The organism is Nonomuraea sp. 3N208 (genome assembly GCF_052245935.1).
GTDB lineage: Bacteria > Actinomycetota > Actinomycetes > Streptosporangiales > Streptosporangiaceae > Nonomuraea.
In genome coordinates this window covers 1-17279 of record NZ_JBQQBR010000037.1, presented here as the reverse complement: position 1 = coordinate 17279, position 17279 = coordinate 1, and the positions used below count along the sequence as shown (strand labels likewise).

Below are 17279 nucleotides of genomic sequence, written 5' to 3'. Positions count from 1 at the left end.
GGACTATTGAGCCTGTTCTAGAAGCAGAGGTTCGGCGAAATATCCCCGAAGCTCTAGACTTTTGACACGCTCTGGAGCTTCTTTACGACTGTGATCCAGTGTGCCTTCACGAAGCGGCAGGATAACCACAACTTGCTCGCTAGGCTTCCCAACGCTCCGTTCAGTAAGATATTTCGCCAGGTACGCCATTGCGTCTCTGTCGATGACTGATCCGAATTCATCTAGGGCGATTAGCCTATTGGAAGCCCGGGGAGGCTCTCGATCTAGCTGCGCCATTCGTGCACGTGTGAAGGCGAGTGCTTGCTGACCACTAGAGAATGCAGCTAGGGGTCGCCGCTGATCCGCACCGTCTCCATTTTTCCACGATACGATCATCGTCAGCGGATCCAGGAAGATGCTGCTGCCAGATTCAAAGAGTGCCTGTTTAACGTTGTCGTTGTCGAACCACCTACGTACTTCTTCACCCAGCCATAGGCGTACTGAGTCATTCCATGTTCCGGTTGTTCCCTCCTGTTTCTCCAAAAGGTCAACCGTCCTGTTCAGCGCTCCTGCTATACCCTGCACCGAGCTGATGGCGAGTTCAAGTCTATTACGCGCCGACTCTGTTGCTGAAAGAATGTTCTGCAGTTCCTGCACCTGTACTTGTGGAGTAGCCCTCTCAAGTCCATCAATGCCAGGTGAAACCCGGCGGATCCATGAGTTCTCCGCCTGTGAAAGTTCTTTGATAACGCTGTGAACTTGGGTCAGACGTTCAGAGGCCACTCTGGTTGCACGGGTTGCCGCTTGTTCGGCAAGGGCATGCTTTTTGGTGAGGCGATCTAGATCCTCAGCTTTTTCCTGCAGGCGACGGCGTACACGGGATGCCTCCACTTCCGCCGATGCACAAAGGCGCAGGAGTTCTGCTAGTAGTGCATCTTCTGATTGGCCGCCGCCGAGGAGTTCCCTCGCCTGCTGCAAACGTGCATGCTGCCCTTGTAGCGTGGTGACCCTATCATCTATGTTATTACGCTGGGTGAGCAGGTCATTTAGAGCCCGCGCGGTGGTCGGAGGTAGGTTTGCCGCTGCGGTGCTGAGACGCTCGGATGCTCGCTTCTTTGTGTCACGTGTGGTGTCGACTTTCTGCAATAGAGCATCAAGATCGACGAGTTTTGTGAGTTTGGCTCTCGCCATATCGATGCTGGCTGCAAGCTCCTCAGCACTTGAGGTAGGCCGCTGCTGTTCAAAGGCTTCGAGCTGGCGCGCCACCGCCTCGCGCAGCGTTGTCACAGTAATCTGGGTTTGGGCCCCCAGTTCCTCAAGCAGAGTCTGCTCTCCAAGGTCATCCTGCTCAGCCTGATGAAGTGGTGACAACAAGTCTCGGAGAAGATTTATAAGGAGGGGTGTAGCGTTCACTTGGGGCTGCAACGCCACCAAATCCTTGAGGCGCTTGGCCGCGGCCTTTCGAGCCTGTTCAATTGATGGCTTCGATGCCGCAATGCCGGCGCCTTCGCACGCGATACGCAGCTCGGTTTCTGCTTCTACAACCTTGGTCTCCTGGCGTGCGAAATGCTTCTGAGCTAGGCTAAACTCCTTCTCTGCCTCGGTATCTCTTTGCTGACGCTCGCTGGCATGCTTAATTTCCTCGTCGAGGCGTGCCTTTTGCTCTACGAGTTCACGTCGCGCTCGATCGAGCTCAGCCAACTTCTCATCAAGCTCTGGTCCGCGCCCGCGAACTTGGTCGAGCTTCTCAGAGACAGCCACAGCCTTCTTTAGTAGCTCCACCTGTTCGGTTAGCGCTACTAGTTGCTGGTTCACTGCTGCCGCTTCCGCACGGGCAGCGTCTGCCTTATGAATCTCAAGAGGCAGTTGTGCAGGAGACGCAGCTGTAATCAGGTCCTGTATGTAGGTGAGAGCACTGTCGAGTTCTACTTGCCTCGGCTTACCATGCGTATCAAGCCAGCCCCTCAGGTGGTCGCGTGACTTCTCAGCATACTTGGCAAGCATGTTAGAGATGGTTTCGTCCGCTCGGATGTGGTGTATTTCGAGTAGTTCGCGGACGTGCGTTATATCTCTAGAACTACCGTCAATCAATATCCGCCCCACAGAGTTTCCTAGGGGTTCCGGCGTGACGGGCCATTGAGACGGGTTAATCTCCCACTCTACAGAGCTGGCGCCCTTCAAGTCTGTGATTCTGATGCTTGTATCAGATAGCTGATCTCTGAAAGTCTGCCATGCTGCTTCTTGCCCGGCAAACGGCTGATCTCCAACGCATAGTTGCAACAATTTTATCGCGCTTGTTTTTCCCATGCCGTTGTAGCCTTCGATGCGGCAAAGTAGGATGTTCGGTATCTCCTGAATAACCCTGAGCCCTCTTCGCGGCTTTGCATCAATCGTTATCCGCATGCTGCATCAGCCTCCCAAGGGTGTCCTGCTTGTCGAACGGCTCCGTCATCAATGCCTCAATCAAAGGCATGTCTAGCAGGTAGGCGCTGGTCGGGGCTAGGCGCTTTCTTGCGGCGTTATCTACCTCTCGCAATACCCCGACTACATGGTTGCTCTCGGGAGTCATGTGCTGCTGATTCTCCTCGAAGTGTAGGGGTGTAATCCTACTAAGCCGCAAGCCTTATGGACAGACCGTCGTCGACGGCGTCGGACTGTAAGGTCCTTTTTTGGCCTGTCTGTCCACTCTGTGGCGACTGCGCTACTGGTTGCGTCGGTGGCTCTGGCCGCGACCGGCCGAAGAGCCGCAGCGCGGCCAGATGCCACACGACGCAGCGCAGGTCGCCGCAGGCGGACTGCCCTTGATCACGTACAGAGAAGTTGCTTTCTGATCATGGCCTAGACATCATTGCCTAGACATCATGGCTTGCGGTCTATGGGCGGGTTGCATGCCGTAGCTGTCGAGTTCGTGCCGCGGTACCCAGCACACCTCCCGGAATTCCGCACTCAGGGTCGGCTGGCCACTGACGGCCCGGGCCGTGAGGACGAGAGAGAACTCCTGCCGGACCTCCGTCGTTGCTTGTGTATTGGATGACGTGGCGGGTGTCGATTTCCCAACCTGCCTGCACGGGTGTCCAAAGTCCCGTGCACAGCGAGGCGACGGCTGTGAGGGGAGTCGCCGCCATCACAGAAATAATCACGAGCCATGTGATCACGGCCCGGGCAGGATGGTCCCGTGACCCCTGTCCTGCGCGGGCTCGCCGTTAATCCAGCCCTGCCACCCGAACTGCTCGGTCGGTTGATCGCGATCGCCGACGAGGACATTGCCGTCGATCTGGCCGAGCGAGAAGACCTCACCCGCGCGCAAGCGGTCGCGCTGGCCTCACGCACTGAATACAGCGTCGCGCGACTCGCGGAACGCCGCCTGCTCACGGGCGACGACATCAATCCCGTGACGCAACCACTCGCCGCCCTGGCCCTGCTCGTCGAGGGCGCAGGCCGCCCGGCATGGGCACGCCTGCTTGCGTCCGATCCGATCGTCGACCACCGAGAGAAGCTCGCCGCCTGCCCGAACCTGCCGTCCGAGGTGCAGGAGATCCTCGCAGCGGATACGGACATCCGAGTCGTCGCCGAACTCGCGTTGCAGGCGACACCGGACATGGCAGCCCGGCTCGCGGAGCATCCGCATGCCGAAGTCCGCCGCGCGGTGGCCGACAACGAAGCGACACCGCCGGCGGTGCTGGCCGCGCTGATCACCGGTGAGGGGCTACCTCCGGCGCGGCGGTGTCTGGTCTGCGACCGTGAGGAAACGCCGTTCACCCACGATCCGCACTGCCCTCGACCCGACTGCGACCTGCCACCGGATGCCGCATGTGACGGCTCCCACGAGTCCACCGTTTATCGGACGCACCTGAGGGTGCTGTGGAATCCGGCCACGCCCGCCGCGGCTGTCCTCGGCTTCGTCGACCATCCCTCAATGCTGCTGCGCTGGCCGCTGGCCGTCCGCCCCGACCTACCTACGGCAATATACGAATGCCTCGCTGGCAGCTCGGAACCCGGTGTCCGCGCGGCTCTCGCCGAGAATCCCGCGATCGATGACGACCTGATCCGCGTACTGGCCGCCGACCCGGTTGCGGACGTGCAACGCGCCCTCGCTCGCAATCCGCGCGTGCCGCTGGAGGTGCTCAGCGGCTTGGCGGGCACCGCCAGGATCGGCTCCGCTCTGCTGCCGCGGATCGCCGCCGCCTCGCGCGTTGAGATCGAGAACCTGGCCGCCTCGCCGAACCCCGCTCTGCGGATGCTGCTGGCCGAACGGCGTGATCTGCCACCTGAGATCCGTGATGCACTGGCCGCCGATCCCGACGCCAAGGTGGTCAAGTCCATCGCGCCACACCCAGCCCTGTCCGAAGCACAACTACGGGCCATGATCGACAGGCATGGAGTGCGGGTCGTCGCCAGGGTGGCCAAGAACCCGGATGCCTCACCAGCGTTGTTGGAAGAACTGACCCGGCACCGGCCGCCGGTGCAAAAAGCATTGCGCGAGGTCGCCCGGCACCGTAACGCGACGGCGCCAGCGCTGCTGGCTTGCTTGTCTGACTGGCAGGCCAGGCCTATCGCTGCCGGTCATCCGGCCCTGCCGCCACAGGTCATCGTCGAGTTGCTCGCCTATGATGAATGGCGGGTGGTCGAGGCGGCGGCCGCCAATCCATCGCTGCCGCCCGTGGTGATGTCGAAGCTGGTGCCCTAACCGCGGAGGGGACCCCGCCTGGCAGGAGATCTATCGGCAGATGGCCGCGGGCGTATGCCGGCTCAGCCGTTCCCGCCGACCTAGCGGATCCCGTGGTCGTCGCATGTCCCAAGGGGTAGCATCTTGATCACGAACGGTAGAGCGCCGGTGGTTGAAACTGCTGTTCCCCTTGGTCTTCCTTGGCGACATTGGGGGTTCCGGCTGATCCGGCGCCTACTGCGTGGACGTCTTTGCATCGGCCCAGACGCGTTCGAAGCTCGCCAGGTAGGTTGCGGCGGCTGCTTCCGGTTCGACGGCGCGGAGGCGGATGACGGGCGCTTGGGCTGCGGGTGTGCCGTAGGCGTGGCTGTTGACGAGCAGCTCGGCGTCTGCGCGGTAGATCGAGTTGTAGAGCACCGTTTGGTGGAGGCGGATCTCGGCGTTCTCAATACCGGCGAGGGGTTGGTACAGGGTCAGCGCATTCCTCACTCGGGCGGCCATGACGGTCGAGCCGATTGCCTCGTCGGCGCCACGCGTCGCCACTGCGGGGGCATCGGGGTCGCCGAGCAGGACGCGTACCCTCACGCCTGCGCGGGCTTGATTGACCAAGAGGCGGATGATGCCGGTGTCCTCGGCGAGGAAGAGCCCGCTGTACGTGAGGATGCCGATCTCGCGCGTGGCTGACTGGAACAGGTGTCGCCATGTGGCGCGTGGAACCGCCCAGCGGTGCGGATAGATGGCCTGGACCTCGTCGTTGAAAGCGCGGTGCCTCCGGGTGACTTCGGGCCAGAGGTCGGCTTCCTCGACCTGAAGGAGGTCGGCGACGGCCCAGCGGTGGCGTGGGTAGGGGATGCGGCCCTTGAGCCAGCGATGGACGGTCTTGGGGTCAACGGCGAGTGCGCTCGCGAGGTCGATCGCTTGGAGGCGGGCGGCGGCCATCGCGTGGCGCAGGTTGTCGTTCATGGGGGTGGCCTGCTCCTCTCCGGATGCCGTCCTTGCTGGGACGTTAACACGAGACGTCCCTAGACGTCCCGGAGTTGCGGTGTTCCGGCCCCCTGCTGTGGAGCGACCCTCGATCGCGAGCAGCAGATCGGACGTATCTGCAGTCAGGAGGGTGAGCATGCGGACGAGTCAGACCGTCAAGGAGCAGCAGAAGGCGTACGCGCAGCGGTTGCTGACCGAGCTGGGTAAGCGGCTGGCCATGCGTGAGGTCGTGGCGGTGCTGGTGGTGGCCGAGGACGGGCGGCCGGCTCTCGATGTGACCGACAGCCGATGCAGGATGCGGCGGGTGTTCGTGCATCTGCCGTTCTGCTGGTTCTACTGGGGAGATCAGGGAGACGAGCGGGTGTCGTTCCTCAAGATGTCGGGCGCGGTGGACCGGATCGAGCAGGCCGCGCGGGAAGGGTGGCGCGAGGGCGAGCAGGGCGAACTCAGCATCGACCTGAACAAGATCGTCGATGCTTACCGTGGCTGACCCAGTGGCCACCGACAGGTGGCTGACCGGCGGGCAGGTCTACACACAGGTCGCCGATCGCCTTCGTGAGCAGATCGTCACTGGGGAGTTCCCGCCGGGCAGTGCGCTGCCTTCTGAGGCGCAGCTGTGCGCGAGGTTCGGTGTAGCTCGCAACACCGTACGGCGCGGTCTGGCGCTCCTGGAAGAGGAAGGGCTGATCACGACCATTCCTTCCAAGGGGCGGGTTGTGGCCGCGATTGGCGAGCAGAGTGCGCCGTACCGCTATCTGGCGATCGCCGCAGAGTTGCGCGCCCGTATCGAACGCGGGGAGCCGCAACCCGGTAGTGCGCTGCCGAGTGAGGCGGAACTACGACGGCGTTACGGGGCCTCGCGCAATACGGTGCGGCAGGCGCTCGCCGTGCTGGAACGTGACGGTCTGGTCGTGGCCGAGCATGGACGGGGCCGCTTTGTTCGCCCTTCGGCGTAGGACGTCTTGAGACGTCCGGCTTTGCCGCCTAGATCCGCCCATGTCCGGCATGTCTATCGTGGGGAGTGTGGGACAAGCTGAATGGGCGCGTGACCTGGCCAAAGATCTCCTAGCTACGGCCCTGCCACGGCGCTGGGCGCACACGCAGGGCGTCGCCGAGAGGGCGGCATCGTTGACTCCGATTCTCGGTGAGGAGACCGACACCTTGATCGCCGCGGCGTACCTGCATGACATCGGGTACGCCCCGGACCTGGTAGACACCGGGTTTCATCCGCTCGACGGGGCCCGCTATCTGCGCGATGTCGTCAAGGCTGATGACACGCTGTGCCGCTTGGTCGCGCACCACTCCTGCGCGGTCAACGAGGCGCTCAACCGCAACCTGTTCGACGCGCTCACGTCCGAATTCGACGAGGAACGCCCGGAGTTGGTCGAGGCGCTGACCTACTGCGACATGACCACCGGCCCGGACGGCACGCACCTTGACGTCACTGAGCGGCTAGCCGAGATCCATTCCCGCTACGGCCCCGAACATGTGGTCAGCCGCTCGATCACCGCTTCGACCCCGTGCATCATGGCCGCCGTGCATTCGATCCAGTCCGCTCTCAAGGGCTGACCGACGATCATCTCTGCGGTGCCTCGAAGTCGACGAGGTACTGCGCTGACCGCACGTAGCCTGGTGCCCACAGCAAGGGCGTCGTCAGGACTCAGAGCGGTCGAGTCCACCTCGACGAGTAGGCGCCCCACCTTGGCGAACAGCACCCTTCTGCCATTCGCCTCCGTCTCGGATAGCCATCGATCCGCCGACAACCGCTGGCAGGATCCAGAATCTCGTTCCCACGCCGCGCACTCCTTGCGTGGATCACCACTGCCGCTGATACGGACCATGACATCGGGCTCGCTCTGCCGGTCCTTGGCGTAGTCGAGCGCCAAGACGTCGTCGGCGATGGTCCACACACCGACCAGTGTGCGTCCAGGGCCCTCGTCAGGCACTGCCAGCGGAAGAGATTCGTTGTAGGAGGCGATCAAGTCCTCACGATGCTGCTGATTCCTGGCCTCCATCCGTCTCTGCTCGATCGTCGCCGTCATGATCACGCATGTGCACACGACCACAGCCGCGATGGCCCGGGCCAACAGCGACGCCGTACTAAACACTCCGGCGGCGCTCGCATAACTCACCACGGCCAGCACGGTGAATCCGAACCAGGCCAGATGGGGACGGGGACTCGGCACAGCCAGATCCACCGCGTTGTTCAACACCAGCAACAACACGGGCGCGAGCAACGCGCTGCGGATCGGGTGCACGATCCTCAGCACCACGGAGAGCAACACGCCGGCAGGGATGGCCAGCAATACTCCCACAACCACCCCGGGCAGGACGGTGTACGCCTCCATGTCCTCCTCGTACAGCCGCGACACCGGATACCCGAGTCCGAGACCTACCACCAGCCCCACACCAGCGCCCCGGACAAGATCCTTCCCCATGAGCCAACGATGACATCAACCGATGTAGGGCACAGTGGAACCGCTCAAATAGTGCTTTATCCGCATGCGCATCGACCGATCCATAGGCAACGACAGAACCTCGTAACGTGGCGCCCATCGGACTTCGCGGGATTCGTCGCTGGGGTCGGCTCGCCGCTGATGGCTCAGACGGTGAGGACGATGGAGAACCCTTGGCGGGCCTCGGCGTTGCTGGTGTAGAGAATGGCGTGGCGGGGGTCGCTGTAGGTCCCGACGAGGCCGATGATCTCGCAGGTGATGCGGCCTGGCGTCCCACGGTGGTCGTTGGTCCGCGACCGGGTTTCGTGACGACGGTCGGCGCGGCAGGGCGACGCCCACCAGGGGGCCCGCCCAGTGAAGAGTCAGGAGGCGAGCGCGTCCGCGTGGCGCCGGAGCACCTCCCGCCATCGTGGGCGGGTTCGTTCCTCTTCCTCCAGTGCCAGCTCCACGGGTGCGCCCGCGGTGCAGACCCCGTAAATCTGCGCCGCTATCTCCGGGGTCAGCAAGTGGTCGAAGTGGAAGGAGCCTTCGAAGCCCAACCAAGCCACCGGGCCTGCCTCGCAGGCCCGCCGAAGGCAGACGTCCAGATACCCGGCCAGTTCACCAGGAACCTCATCGAAGATCAGGTCGTACTCGATCAACCGCCTCCCTGGCAGACGATCATCCTCGTCCTCGAGTTGGTAGACCCTTACCTGCCGGGGCACGACCTGGCCTGCATGGAAATCCAGTGCGGGCGCCGTCTCGCCGGTGTGGACCACGAAGACGCTGATCATGCATTGCACGCCGTCCCACATCAACGCCTCGGTGATGTTGTCACCCACTGGCTACAGCCCCCACTTCTGCTCGTTAGCCGCGGTCGGCACCACCCTTCCGCAGCGTGGAGATCAGCCGATGTACGGCAGGTCGGTTTCGGCTAGGAAGTGCTCGATCCGCATCCGCATCGACCTGTCCATCTGCAGCTCGGCGACCCGGTCACGGGGGACCCAGCGGACTTCGCGAGATTCGCTGCTCGGCGTCGGTTCGCCGCTGACAGGGCGGGCGGTGAGTACCAGGGAGAACTCTTGGCGAGCCTCGCCGTTCGACGTGTAGAGGATGACGTGCTTAGGGTCGCTGTAGGTGCCGACTAGGCCGGTGATCTCGCAGAGTATGCCGGTCTCTTCCTCGGTTTCCCGTACGGCTGCCGCCGGGATCGACTCGCCAAGGTCGATCGCACCGCCCGGCACGGCCCAGTTGCCGTTATCGCTGCGGCGGATCATCAAGATGTCGTTCGCGGCGTTGGTGACGATGACGTTCACAGACGGGACCAGGCTGTTGGGTGCTGGGGCGTCGGGGTCGTCGTAGTAGTCGATCCGCTTGGCCATGGCTCAGGACCCTACTGGTCGGGCGCAGTCCCAGACGCGTTCGAAGCTTTCGGCGTAGGTGGCGACCATGTCCCCGCCGATGACCTTACGCAGGTGCAGCACCGGCGCGTTGCCGGCGGGGACGCCGTAGACGTGGGTGTTGACGAGGAATTGGTCGTCGGCGCGGTAGATCGAGTTGTACAGCACTGTGGCGTGCAGCCGGAATTCGACGTTCTCCCGCTCTCGTAGGGACCGGTAGAGGACGAGGACGTTGCGGATCTTTGCGGCCATGCCGTCGTCGATGCCCTCGTCCTTGCCGCGCTGGGCCACCTCGGCGCAGTCGGGGTCGCCGAGCAGGATGCGGACCCGTACTCCGGCGTCGGCCTTGTCGCCGAACATGCGGACCATGCCGGTGTCATCGGCGAGGAACAACCCGCTGTAGACCAGCACACCGATCTCCTCGGACGCGCTCGCGAACAGTCGTCCCCACACGTCCCTCGGGACGGCCCAGCGGTGTGGGTAGACGGTGACGATCTCGGACTCTGAGGCTGCCGCGACTTGTTCGCGGGTCAGCGCCTCTGGCCAGAGGTAGGTCTCCTCGGTGCCGAGGTAGGAAGCCACCGCAAAGCGGTGCTTTCGGTACGGCTCTCGGCCCTTGGTGATCCACCGTTCGACCGTCTTGGGGTCAACCTGGATCGCGTTGGCCAGGTCGGTGATGCTCACGCCCTTTTGTAGGAGGGCGGCGCGTAGCCGTTCGTTCGCCATATCACCTGCTCCGGGGACGTCCGGGGACCTGGACATCGTAGGCCGGACGTCTTGAACATGTCCCGTCGTGTAGTGATCTCGCCCTAACTCTCCGTCGCAATCTTGGTGTCGCAAGGCAACACCGGAGCGACCGAAAGGAGAGGTGATCACCATGAATCACGACATCTACCCGGAGCCCACCTGCTCGTGTGGGGCACTGCTCGACGAAGGGCGGGAACTCTGCCGCAAGTGCCGGGCCCGGGACCGCTGGCTCAGGAAGCAGACGGCCAAGCGCAAGGGCAGCAGGCGGCGCGGTGAGACCCGCCGTCCCCCGCGGGCTCCTCGCGGCCTGGCTGCGGCAGGGGTGATCTGGTCATGACCGCGATCCCGCTGATCATCGCCGGAGTCCTCGGCGTCACGCTGCTGGCGGGCTACACCATGGTCCTGATCGGCATCCGCCGCGAGGACAAGGCCCTGAACCTGCGTCAGCGCCCGAACGGAGCGTCTGCGTCGCTGGCGCGGAAGGTTACCGGCTGCTACGCCCGGGGCGGCGTGTCGTGGACGTAGCCAACTGCTCCTCGACACGTGAAAGGCGTTCCGAAAGGTCGCGAACGGCGGAGCGCAACTCGGTCACCTCGCTCGCCAGGTCGCCAGCGGGTGCGGCGTCGGTGTCGCGGACGAACACTCCCTTGCCCTGCTGGCCGATCACCAGGCCCTCGTTCCGCAGGATGCCGACGGCCATCTTCACCACCGACAGCGAGGCGTCGTACTGCTCGGCGAGTTGCGCGGTGGACGGCAGGGGAGTGCCGGGCGCGAGAGAACCGCCTCGGATCTGCGCTCGGAGATCGTCGGCGATCTGGAGGTAGCCGGGCCGCCCGGTTTTCTCGACCATCGCGATCCATCACACCACGAAACCTCAACCAAGCCAACCGAGAGGACGTTGACAACTGAGCCAACTAGGTTAACTATGTTGGCTAGGACGAATAAGGAGGTCACAGCCCATGCGTTCCGTTCCCATCCCTGTGGATGTCAGCAAGCTCGCCATCACCTGCGTCAAGGCCCCGCGTCCGCGGGTGCTCAACCGCGACACCGGCGAGATCAAGACCGATAAGAACGGCAACACCGTCTTCGAGGTCACCGTCTCGGTAGAGGACGAGTTCGGCCGGATCGAACTCGTCAAGATCGCCACCACCGGAGAGCCGCCCATCAACGTCGGCGATCAGGTCAACCCGGTCGGCCTGCTCGGCTACGTCTGGGAGATCGCCGGCCGATGGGGCATCAGCTACCGCGCCTCGGCCCTCCTCCCCGTGCGGGAGAGCGCCGATGCGTGACGCGCCCGTCCTGCTCACAGTCCTGGCCGCTGTCGCGGCCGGGCTGTGGGCCTGGCGCCGCTGGCACCATCAATCGTTCTGGCTGGTGGTCGGCTACCCGATCATCGCCCTGTCCGTACTCGCGTCCTGGCGACGAGTCGCCCTCGGCTGCGGACTGACCAAGAAGCGGCAACGCTTCTGGTTCACCACCGTGCCGGGCATGGTCGCCTCCACCGGCGTCGTACGGGTCAAGCGTCGGTTCCAGCGCATCGCGGTGGACACCAAGCCGTTCATGTGGCTGCCTCTGCCCACCCGGCACGGCTGGCGCGTCACCCTGCACACCCTGGAAGGCCAGACACCCGGCGACTACGCCGACGCCGCCGAACGCCTGGCGCACTCCTGGGGCGTGCACGCCATCCGCGCCTCCTCGCCCCGGCCCGGGCGGGTGGTGCTGATGGCCACCATGCGAGACCCGCTGGTCAAGGTCGATCAACTGCCCGCCCCGACGGACCTGCTCAAGGTCACCGTGGGACGGCTGGAGAACGGCAAGCCGTGGACCATCGACTTCCGGACCGTGCCGCACTGGCTGAACGCTGGCGCGACCCAGTCCGGCAAGTCGAACCTCGCCAACGCTCTGATCGTTGGGCTGTCTCCGCAACCCGTGGCCTTGGTCGGCTTCGACCTCAAAGGCGGGGTCGAGTTCACGCCCTACAGCCCGCGCCTGTCCGCGCTGGCCACCTCGCGCGCCGAGACAGTCACGCTGCTGGATGACCTCGTCGGCCTGATGGTCGATCGGATGGGACTGTGCCGCCAGGGAGGTGCCCGCAACATCTGGCAGCTCCCGCCCGGCATCCGCCCAACGCCGATCGTCGTCCTGGTCGATGAGCTGGCCGAGCTGTACCTGATGGCCGACAAAAGCGAGAAGGACGAGATCGCCAAGACCTCGACCGCGCTGCTACGGGTCGCGCAACTCGGGCGGGCGTTCGGCATCTACCTGTTCTGCTGCGGCCAACGTATCGGCTCCGACCTCGGCCCCGGCGTCACCGCGCTGCGAGCTCAGTGCTCGGGCCGGATCTGCCACCGGGTCAACGACCCGGAGACCGCCACCATGACCCTCGGCGACCTCGACCCAGCCGCCCTCGTCTCCGCTCGCGCCATCCCTGCCGAGACACCCGGCGTCGCCATCGTCGCCGGTCAGGACGGCCAGTGGTACCGCGCCCGCTCCTTCTACGTCACCGAGCAGACCGCCGAACACGCCGCCCGTACCTACGCCGACCTCGCCCCGGCCTGGGACGAGATCACCAGCCACCTACCCGAGTCCATCAACGCCTGAAGGGAGAGGACGATGCGACGCTTGGCCTGCTGGCTGCTGGACACCGGCCCGGTGCTCGTCCTGGCCATCATCGCCGGTGCCGGATCGTTCACCCACATCCGCGACACCGCCGCCGAGCACGGCCAAACCGGCTGGATGTCCTGGGCCATCGCCGTCTGCATCGACCTGACCTGCGTCATGGCCGCCCGCGAACGCCAACGCGACAAGAAGACCGGACGAGCACCGCGCGGCCTCGTCTCGTGGCCCGTCCTGGTCCTCGTCGGCGGAATCGTCCTGTCTCTGGCCGCCAACCTCGCCCAAGCCGCCCCGACCGTCTGGGGCTGGATCACCGCCGCCACCCCGGCCGGCGCATTCCTGCTCGCCGTCTCGATGCTCGAACGTCGCGCATCTCACGCCCGTCCTGAAACAACGGAGATCCCGGAAGTCTCGTCCTCACCCGTCCTGACCCCGTCCGCCGTCCCGGAACTCGTCCCCACCGACGAGCAGGACGAGGACGAGCGCCAGGACGAACAGGAGGACCGTCCCGCGCCCGCACTCGTCGACTACGCCCGCCGTGTCGCCGACGAACACCAGGCCAAGCACGGCAAGCCCATCACCCGCGACGCCCTGCGCGCCCACCTGGGCGTGTCCAACCAACTCGCCTCGGACCTACTCCGCACCCTGCGCACCGCCTAACACAGAAGGGAGATCACCCCATGACCCGCAACCGCCGCACTGACCTCATCAACGGCCTGCTCGACCTGGCCGCCTTCCTGGAGGCCCACCCCGAGGTGCCCGTCTCCTCTCACGTCGTCGTCCACCACTTCCCCGAGTACGACAGCGACGCCGACATGCGCGCCGAGATCGACCAGATCGCCGCGCACGTCGGCTCCCGCATCGACTTCGAGGACTCCCCGTACGGCCACTACGCCACCACGGTCTGCTTCGGGCCAGTGGAGTACCGGGCCGTGGCCGTCCTGACCGCCGCCCGCGCCCTCCACGCCGCCGAACGAAGCTACTCCGGCTGCATCCAGCCCGACCCGACACCCACCACCTGACCACCAGGAGAAACGACCATGCGCATTCGCCTCGACGGCACCCGTGCCGAAGTCATCGACGCCCTGTTCCGCCTGCGCCTGAACTTCACCGTCACCGGTGCCTCACGGCTCTATCCCGACCGCTCCAGGCCGTCCCACTGGCGCATTTACCTCACCACGACACCGCGCCCAAGGAGGTGATCAGCCTTGATCGAGATCATCAATTACCGCTGCTGCACCTGCAACGGCACCGGAATCGACAACGACCGGAACCAATGCCGCGACTGCGACGGCACCGGCATCAACAACCACGGCGCATAACGCGCAGCGCCCCCGGCCTGGCCGCACATCCGCCAAGACGACTGCCAGGTCGGGGGCCATCCCCTCACCCGAACGAGTGAAAGGAGGCTTCCATCTTGCCTGCATGCACCACCAACCCGCACGCCCTTGCGGGCGTGATCGCCCGACTGAACGCCCCGGACTACGACCGGTGGGCCGCCCAGATCCGCGCCACAGGCGGCTGCCGCCAGCCCATCCACCTGCGCGGCAAGGTCGAACACTACGACCGCGCCACCGGCCAACTCCTGCACCGCTACACCACCCGCAACGAACCCGACGGAATCCTCCGCCTGCCCTGCAAGACCCGCCGCGCCTCCCGCTGCCCGGCCTGCGCCGAGATCTACCGCGCCGACACCTACCACCTCATCCGTGCGGGCCTGATCGGCGGCAAGGGCGTGCCCGAGAGCGTCACCGGACATCCCACGCTGTTCGTCACCCTCACCGCACCCAGCCTTGGAACGGTCCACACTCGACGTGAGCAAAACGGCAAGGTCCTGCCCTGCCACGCCCGCCGCAACGCCGAAACCTGCCCACACGGCCGCGTCATGTCCTGCACAGCCAAGCACTGCCCCGACGACCCCCACCTTGGTGAGCCGCTGTGCCCGGACTGCTACGACTACACCGGCTCAGTCTTGTTCAACGCCCTGGCGCCACTGCTGTGGAAGCGCTTCGCCGACTCCCTTCGCCGCCGCCTGGCCAAGCTCGGCGGCCTAACCCTCAAGGACCTCCGTGAACACCTCACCGTCTCCTTCGCCAAGGTCGCCGAATACCAGCGCCGCGGCGTCGTCCACTTCCACGCCGTCATCCGGCTCGACGGCCCCGGCGGTCCAGCCGCGCCGCCACCGCCCTGGGCCACCACCGATGCCCTGACGCAAGCCGTACGGCACGCGGCACAGGTCGTCAGCGCCCTGGTCCCTGCCATCGACGACCAACCCGCCCGCCTTCTCAAGTGGGGCCAACAGCTCGACCTCCGCCCCATCACGCTCAACGGCGACCTCACCGAACAAGCCGTCGCCGGCTACATCGCCAAATACGCGACCAAGGCGGCCGAATGCGTCGGCACCCTCGACCGCCGCATCCACCCCCTCGGCAACCTCGACGCCTTCAACCTCCGCGAACACCCCAAACGCCTGATCGCCGAATGCCTGCGCCTCGCCACCATCGAGGACCTGGCCGAACTCCGCCTTGCCAAATGGGCCCACATGCTCGGCTTCCGCGGCCACTTCTCCACCCGATCCCGCCGCTACTCCACCACGCTCGGCGAACTCCGAGCGGCGCGTGAGCGCTTCGTTCACACCGAAGAGGTCACTCATGGACGCCTGCCGCTCTTCGAGGAGGACACCGTCCTCGTGATCAGCGAATGGACCTACGCAGGCAAGGGCTACAGCCTCGGAGATCAAATCATCGCCGCCGCCATATCGAACGCGCCGCTCGCGGAGAGCCGCCTATGACTCGGCTACTCCTCACCGTTCCTGAGGCAGCCCAGGCCCTGGCGATCTCACGCAGCAAGCTCTACCAGTTGCTCGCAACCGGAGCGGTTGCCTCACTGCGGATCGACGGCTCCCGCCGCATCCCTGTCTCCGCCCTCAACGACTTCATCACCCACCTAATGGGGTGGCCACGAACGTTCACCGGGGTGGTGGTTGATCACGCGGCTTGGGCGGGTGGTCGTCCCCAGCGGCGCTGTTTCTCGCTGCGGATGCGGGCGCGTTCGCGGCGTTGGGCGGCCAGGACGTCGGGGTGGCGGGCGTTGGCGTTGCGCCAGCGCAGGTAGGCCTGGAGCTTTCGGGTCTGCACCGTGTGATTGGGATGGTCGGAGTTGCTCATCACGAAGGTGCGCAGCGGTCCGAACTGCGCTTCGATCGGGTTGGCCCAGGAGGCGCTGGTCGGGGTGAAGCACAGCTCGACCTTGTGCGCGGCGGCCCAGGCGCGGATGGCGGGGGTCTTGTTGGCCGACAGGTTGTCCAGAATGACGTAGATCGGTGCGCCGTCCGGGCGGGCGTGGCGGATGCTCTTGAGCGCGGCCAGGGTGTTGGCGCCGCTCTTGCGCTCGCGGTTGACTCCCCACAACTGGTCATCGCCCAGGCTGTAGCAGCCGTGGAAGTAGCGCACGCCATGGGTGCGCGTGTAGGTGGCCGGCTGTCGTTCGGGTTTGCCCTCGGGCGCCCAGCCGGAGCCGGGCTGGGGCCGGATGGACAGTGGCCCGAACTGGTCGAAGGCGAAGCACCGCTGCGGGAAGCGGGTGGTGACCTCCTCGATCCGGTTCAGCTTGGCGTCCCGGTCGGGGTCGGCGGACTCCTTCCAGGTTCGGGTGCGCTGGAAGGAGATCTTGTGCTCGCGTAAGTACTGCCGCAGCCGCTCACGCCCGACCAGCACGGTCCGCACCGGGTTGTCGGCCAGGTAGTCGACGAGTTTGCGGATGCTCCACCGGGTGAAGGGACGGCCCAGCTTCTCCGGGCGCGTCCTGGCCGTCGCGACGATGAAGTCCTCATCGTTCGAGGTGATGCGGCGGGGACGGCCACCCGCCCACTTAGGGTCCAGCGCGGACAGTCCCCGCTCGTTGAAGGCGTGGATGACGTCTCGCACGGTGTCCTCATCGGCCGCGACCAGCTGCGCGATCGCCGCCACCGGTGTGCCACTGGCCGAGGCCATGATGATCAGCGCTCGCCGGACCCGGATCGACTCGTGCCGGCCTCGCCGGACAAGTCGTTGCAGGGTCTGTCCCTCCTGATCGGACAACCGCCGTGCTCGCACAGGTTCGGCCATACGGATCCTCCTGCCGTCATCGCGCATGTCGATACGACACTGAAGCAGAATCCGGCGAAGCCTGCGCAAGCCGTCGGGTGTGTCCGCGGCCCGGTGAACCTATGTGGTCACCGCACTAACGAAGAAGGAGGACGCAGTATGACCAAGACGCTAATCGGGACCCCGGACGAGCCACCACGCAAGAGAAGGACGCCAAAGCTCCGCGATGGCGTGGTGAAGCGGTACCTGTCAAGATCTTTGAGACAGCTTCCTGCTATTTGGACGCTATGAGCGCTTGTGGGGTTGGCGGGTTGATCCACGCGGCGGTGGGGAGCGGTGGCGGACTCGGCGGGCTGCCGAACCGCGT

The 17279-nt window shown here is 65.1% G+C and carries 20 protein-coding genes and 1 pseudogene; 13 read left to right on the top strand and 8 right to left on the bottom strand.

Annotation, left to right across the window (positions count from 1 at the left end; genetic code table 11):
* Nucleotides 1-3 precede the first annotated feature (3 nt).
* A complete protein-coding gene (locus ACTWPT_RS42700; protein ID WP_443183255.1) occupies nt 4-2382 on the bottom strand; it encodes a hypothetical protein in 2379 nt (792 codons plus the stop codon).
* Between the two features lie 772 nt (nt 2383-3154).
* Here ACTWPT_RS42700 and ACTWPT_RS42695 point away from each other — a divergent pair.
* Entirely contained in the window at nt 3155-4666 is a 1512-nt protein-coding gene (locus ACTWPT_RS42695) for a hypothetical protein (RefSeq protein WP_443183254.1), read from the top strand.
* A gap of 213 nt (nt 4667-4879) precedes the next feature.
* On the opposite strand, the gene ACTWPT_RS42690 is transcribed toward ACTWPT_RS42695, so the two are convergent.
* Nucleotides 4880-5608, bottom strand: coding sequence for an XRE family transcriptional regulator (locus ACTWPT_RS42690; RefSeq protein ID WP_443183253.1), 729 nt, complete (start codon nt 5606-5608; stop codon nt 4880-4882).
* 157 nt (nt 5609-5765) lie between these two features.
* On the opposite strand from ACTWPT_RS42690, the gene ACTWPT_RS42685 reads away from it, so the two are divergent.
* From ACTWPT_RS42685 to ACTWPT_RS42675, 3 genes are all read left to right on the top strand, one after another.
* On the top strand, nt 5766-6119 hold the full coding sequence (locus ACTWPT_RS42685) for a hypothetical protein (protein ID WP_443183252.1): 354 nt from the start codon (nt 5766-5768) through the stop codon (nt 6117-6119).
* 4 nt (nt 6120-6123) lie between these two features.
* Nucleotides 6124-6585, top strand: coding sequence for a GntR family transcriptional regulator (locus tag ACTWPT_RS42680; protein WP_443183251.1), 462 nt, complete (start codon nt 6124-6126; stop codon nt 6583-6585).
* Nucleotides 6586-6652: 67 nt separating this feature from the next.
* A complete protein-coding gene (locus ACTWPT_RS42675) occupies nt 6653-7198 on the top strand; it encodes an HD domain-containing protein (RefSeq protein ID WP_443183250.1) in 546 nt (181 codons plus the stop codon).
* Here the strand turns inward: ACTWPT_RS42675 and ACTWPT_RS42670 are convergent.
* The 4 genes from ACTWPT_RS42670 to ACTWPT_RS42655 all read right to left on the bottom strand — a co-directional run bounded on the left by ACTWPT_RS42670 (nt 7102) and on the right by ACTWPT_RS42655 (nt 10190).
* The gene (locus ACTWPT_RS42670) at nt 7102-8067 is read right to left on the bottom strand and encodes a hypothetical protein (protein WP_443183249.1); all 966 of its coding nucleotides are present in this window, start codon (nt 8065-8067) and stop codon (nt 7102-7104) included. The two genes, ACTWPT_RS42675 and ACTWPT_RS42670, sit on opposite strands and share 97 nt — an antisense overlap.
* Nucleotides 8068-8447: 380 nt before the next feature.
* Complete coding sequence (locus tag ACTWPT_RS42665; RefSeq protein ID WP_443183248.1) at nt 8448-8906, bottom strand: hypothetical protein; 459 nt, start codon at nt 8904-8906, stop codon at nt 8448-8450.
* Nucleotides 8907-8969: 63 nt separating this feature from the next.
* Nucleotides 8970-9446 (bottom strand): NUDIX hydrolase, encoded by a 477-nt coding sequence (locus tag ACTWPT_RS42660; protein WP_443183247.1) that lies wholly within the window; start codon nt 9444-9446, stop codon nt 8970-8972.
* A 3-nt stretch (nt 9447-9449) separates the two neighbouring features.
* Entirely contained in the window at nt 9450-10190 is a 741-nt protein-coding gene (locus ACTWPT_RS42655) for an XRE family transcriptional regulator (protein WP_443183246.1), read from the bottom strand.
* 151 nt (nt 10191-10341) lie between these two features.
* On the opposite strand from ACTWPT_RS42655, the gene ACTWPT_RS42650 reads away from it, so the two are divergent.
* Both ACTWPT_RS42650 and ACTWPT_RS42645 read left to right on the top strand, forming a co-directional pair.
* Nucleotides 10342-10548, top strand: coding sequence for a hypothetical protein (locus ACTWPT_RS42650; protein ID WP_443183245.1), 207 nt, complete (start codon nt 10342-10344; stop codon nt 10546-10548).
* Nucleotides 10545-10736: a hypothetical protein gene (locus ACTWPT_RS42645; protein ID WP_443183244.1), complete on the top strand. Its 192-nt coding sequence runs from the start codon at nt 10545-10547 to the stop codon at nt 10734-10736. Before ACTWPT_RS42650 ends, ACTWPT_RS42645 begins: the two co-directional genes overlap by 4 nt.
* Here the strand turns inward: ACTWPT_RS42645 and ACTWPT_RS42640 are convergent.
* On the bottom strand, nt 10696-11061 hold the full coding sequence (locus tag ACTWPT_RS42640) for a GntR family transcriptional regulator (protein ID WP_433002446.1): 366 nt from the start codon (nt 11059-11061) through the stop codon (nt 10696-10698). The two genes, ACTWPT_RS42645 and ACTWPT_RS42640, sit on opposite strands and share 41 nt — an antisense overlap.
* Nucleotides 11062-11170: 109 nt before the next feature.
* Between ACTWPT_RS42640 and ACTWPT_RS42635 the strand changes: the two genes are divergently transcribed.
* The 7 genes and pseudogenes from ACTWPT_RS42635 to ACTWPT_RS42605 form a co-directional block, all read left to right on the top strand.
* Nucleotides 11171-11500: an SCO3933 family regulatory protein gene (locus ACTWPT_RS42635; protein ID WP_394496402.1), complete on the top strand. Its 330-nt coding sequence runs from the start codon at nt 11171-11173 to the stop codon at nt 11498-11500.
* Nucleotides 11493-12812 (top strand): FtsK/SpoIIIE domain-containing protein, encoded by a 1320-nt coding sequence (locus ACTWPT_RS42630; RefSeq protein WP_443183243.1) that lies wholly within the window; start codon nt 11493-11495, stop codon nt 12810-12812. Before ACTWPT_RS42635 ends, ACTWPT_RS42630 begins: the two co-directional genes overlap by 8 nt.
* A gap of 12 nt (nt 12813-12824) precedes the next feature.
* The gene (locus ACTWPT_RS42625; RefSeq protein WP_443183242.1) at nt 12825-13487 is read left to right on the top strand and encodes a DUF2637 domain-containing protein; all 663 of its coding nucleotides are present in this window, start codon (nt 12825-12827) and stop codon (nt 13485-13487) included.
* A 20-nt stretch (nt 13488-13507) separates the two neighbouring features.
* Nucleotides 13508-13849 (top strand): hypothetical protein, encoded by a 342-nt coding sequence (locus ACTWPT_RS42620; RefSeq protein WP_443183241.1) that lies wholly within the window; start codon nt 13508-13510, stop codon nt 13847-13849.
* 18 nt (nt 13850-13867) lie between these two features.
* On the top strand, nt 13868-14029 hold the full coding sequence (locus tag ACTWPT_RS42615; RefSeq protein WP_305921205.1) for a hypothetical protein: 162 nt from the start codon (nt 13868-13870) through the stop codon (nt 14027-14029).
* A gap of 215 nt (nt 14030-14244) precedes the next feature.
* Complete coding sequence (locus ACTWPT_RS42610) at nt 14245-15618, top strand: replication initiator (protein WP_443183240.1); 1374 nt, start codon at nt 14245-14247, stop codon at nt 15616-15618.
* A pseudogene (locus ACTWPT_RS42605) lies at nt 15528-15758 on the top strand (helix-turn-helix domain-containing protein); the annotation flags it as partial. The gene ACTWPT_RS42610 and the pseudogene ACTWPT_RS42605, both read left to right, overlap by 91 nt.
* A 56-nt stretch (nt 15759-15814) precedes the next feature.
* Here ACTWPT_RS42605 and ACTWPT_RS42600 read toward each other — a convergent pair.
* Nucleotides 15815-16933 (bottom strand): IS630 family transposase, encoded by a 1119-nt coding sequence (locus tag ACTWPT_RS42600; RefSeq protein ID WP_443183239.1) that lies wholly within the window; start codon nt 16931-16933, stop codon nt 15815-15817.
* Nucleotides 16934-17279 lie beyond the last annotated feature (346 nt).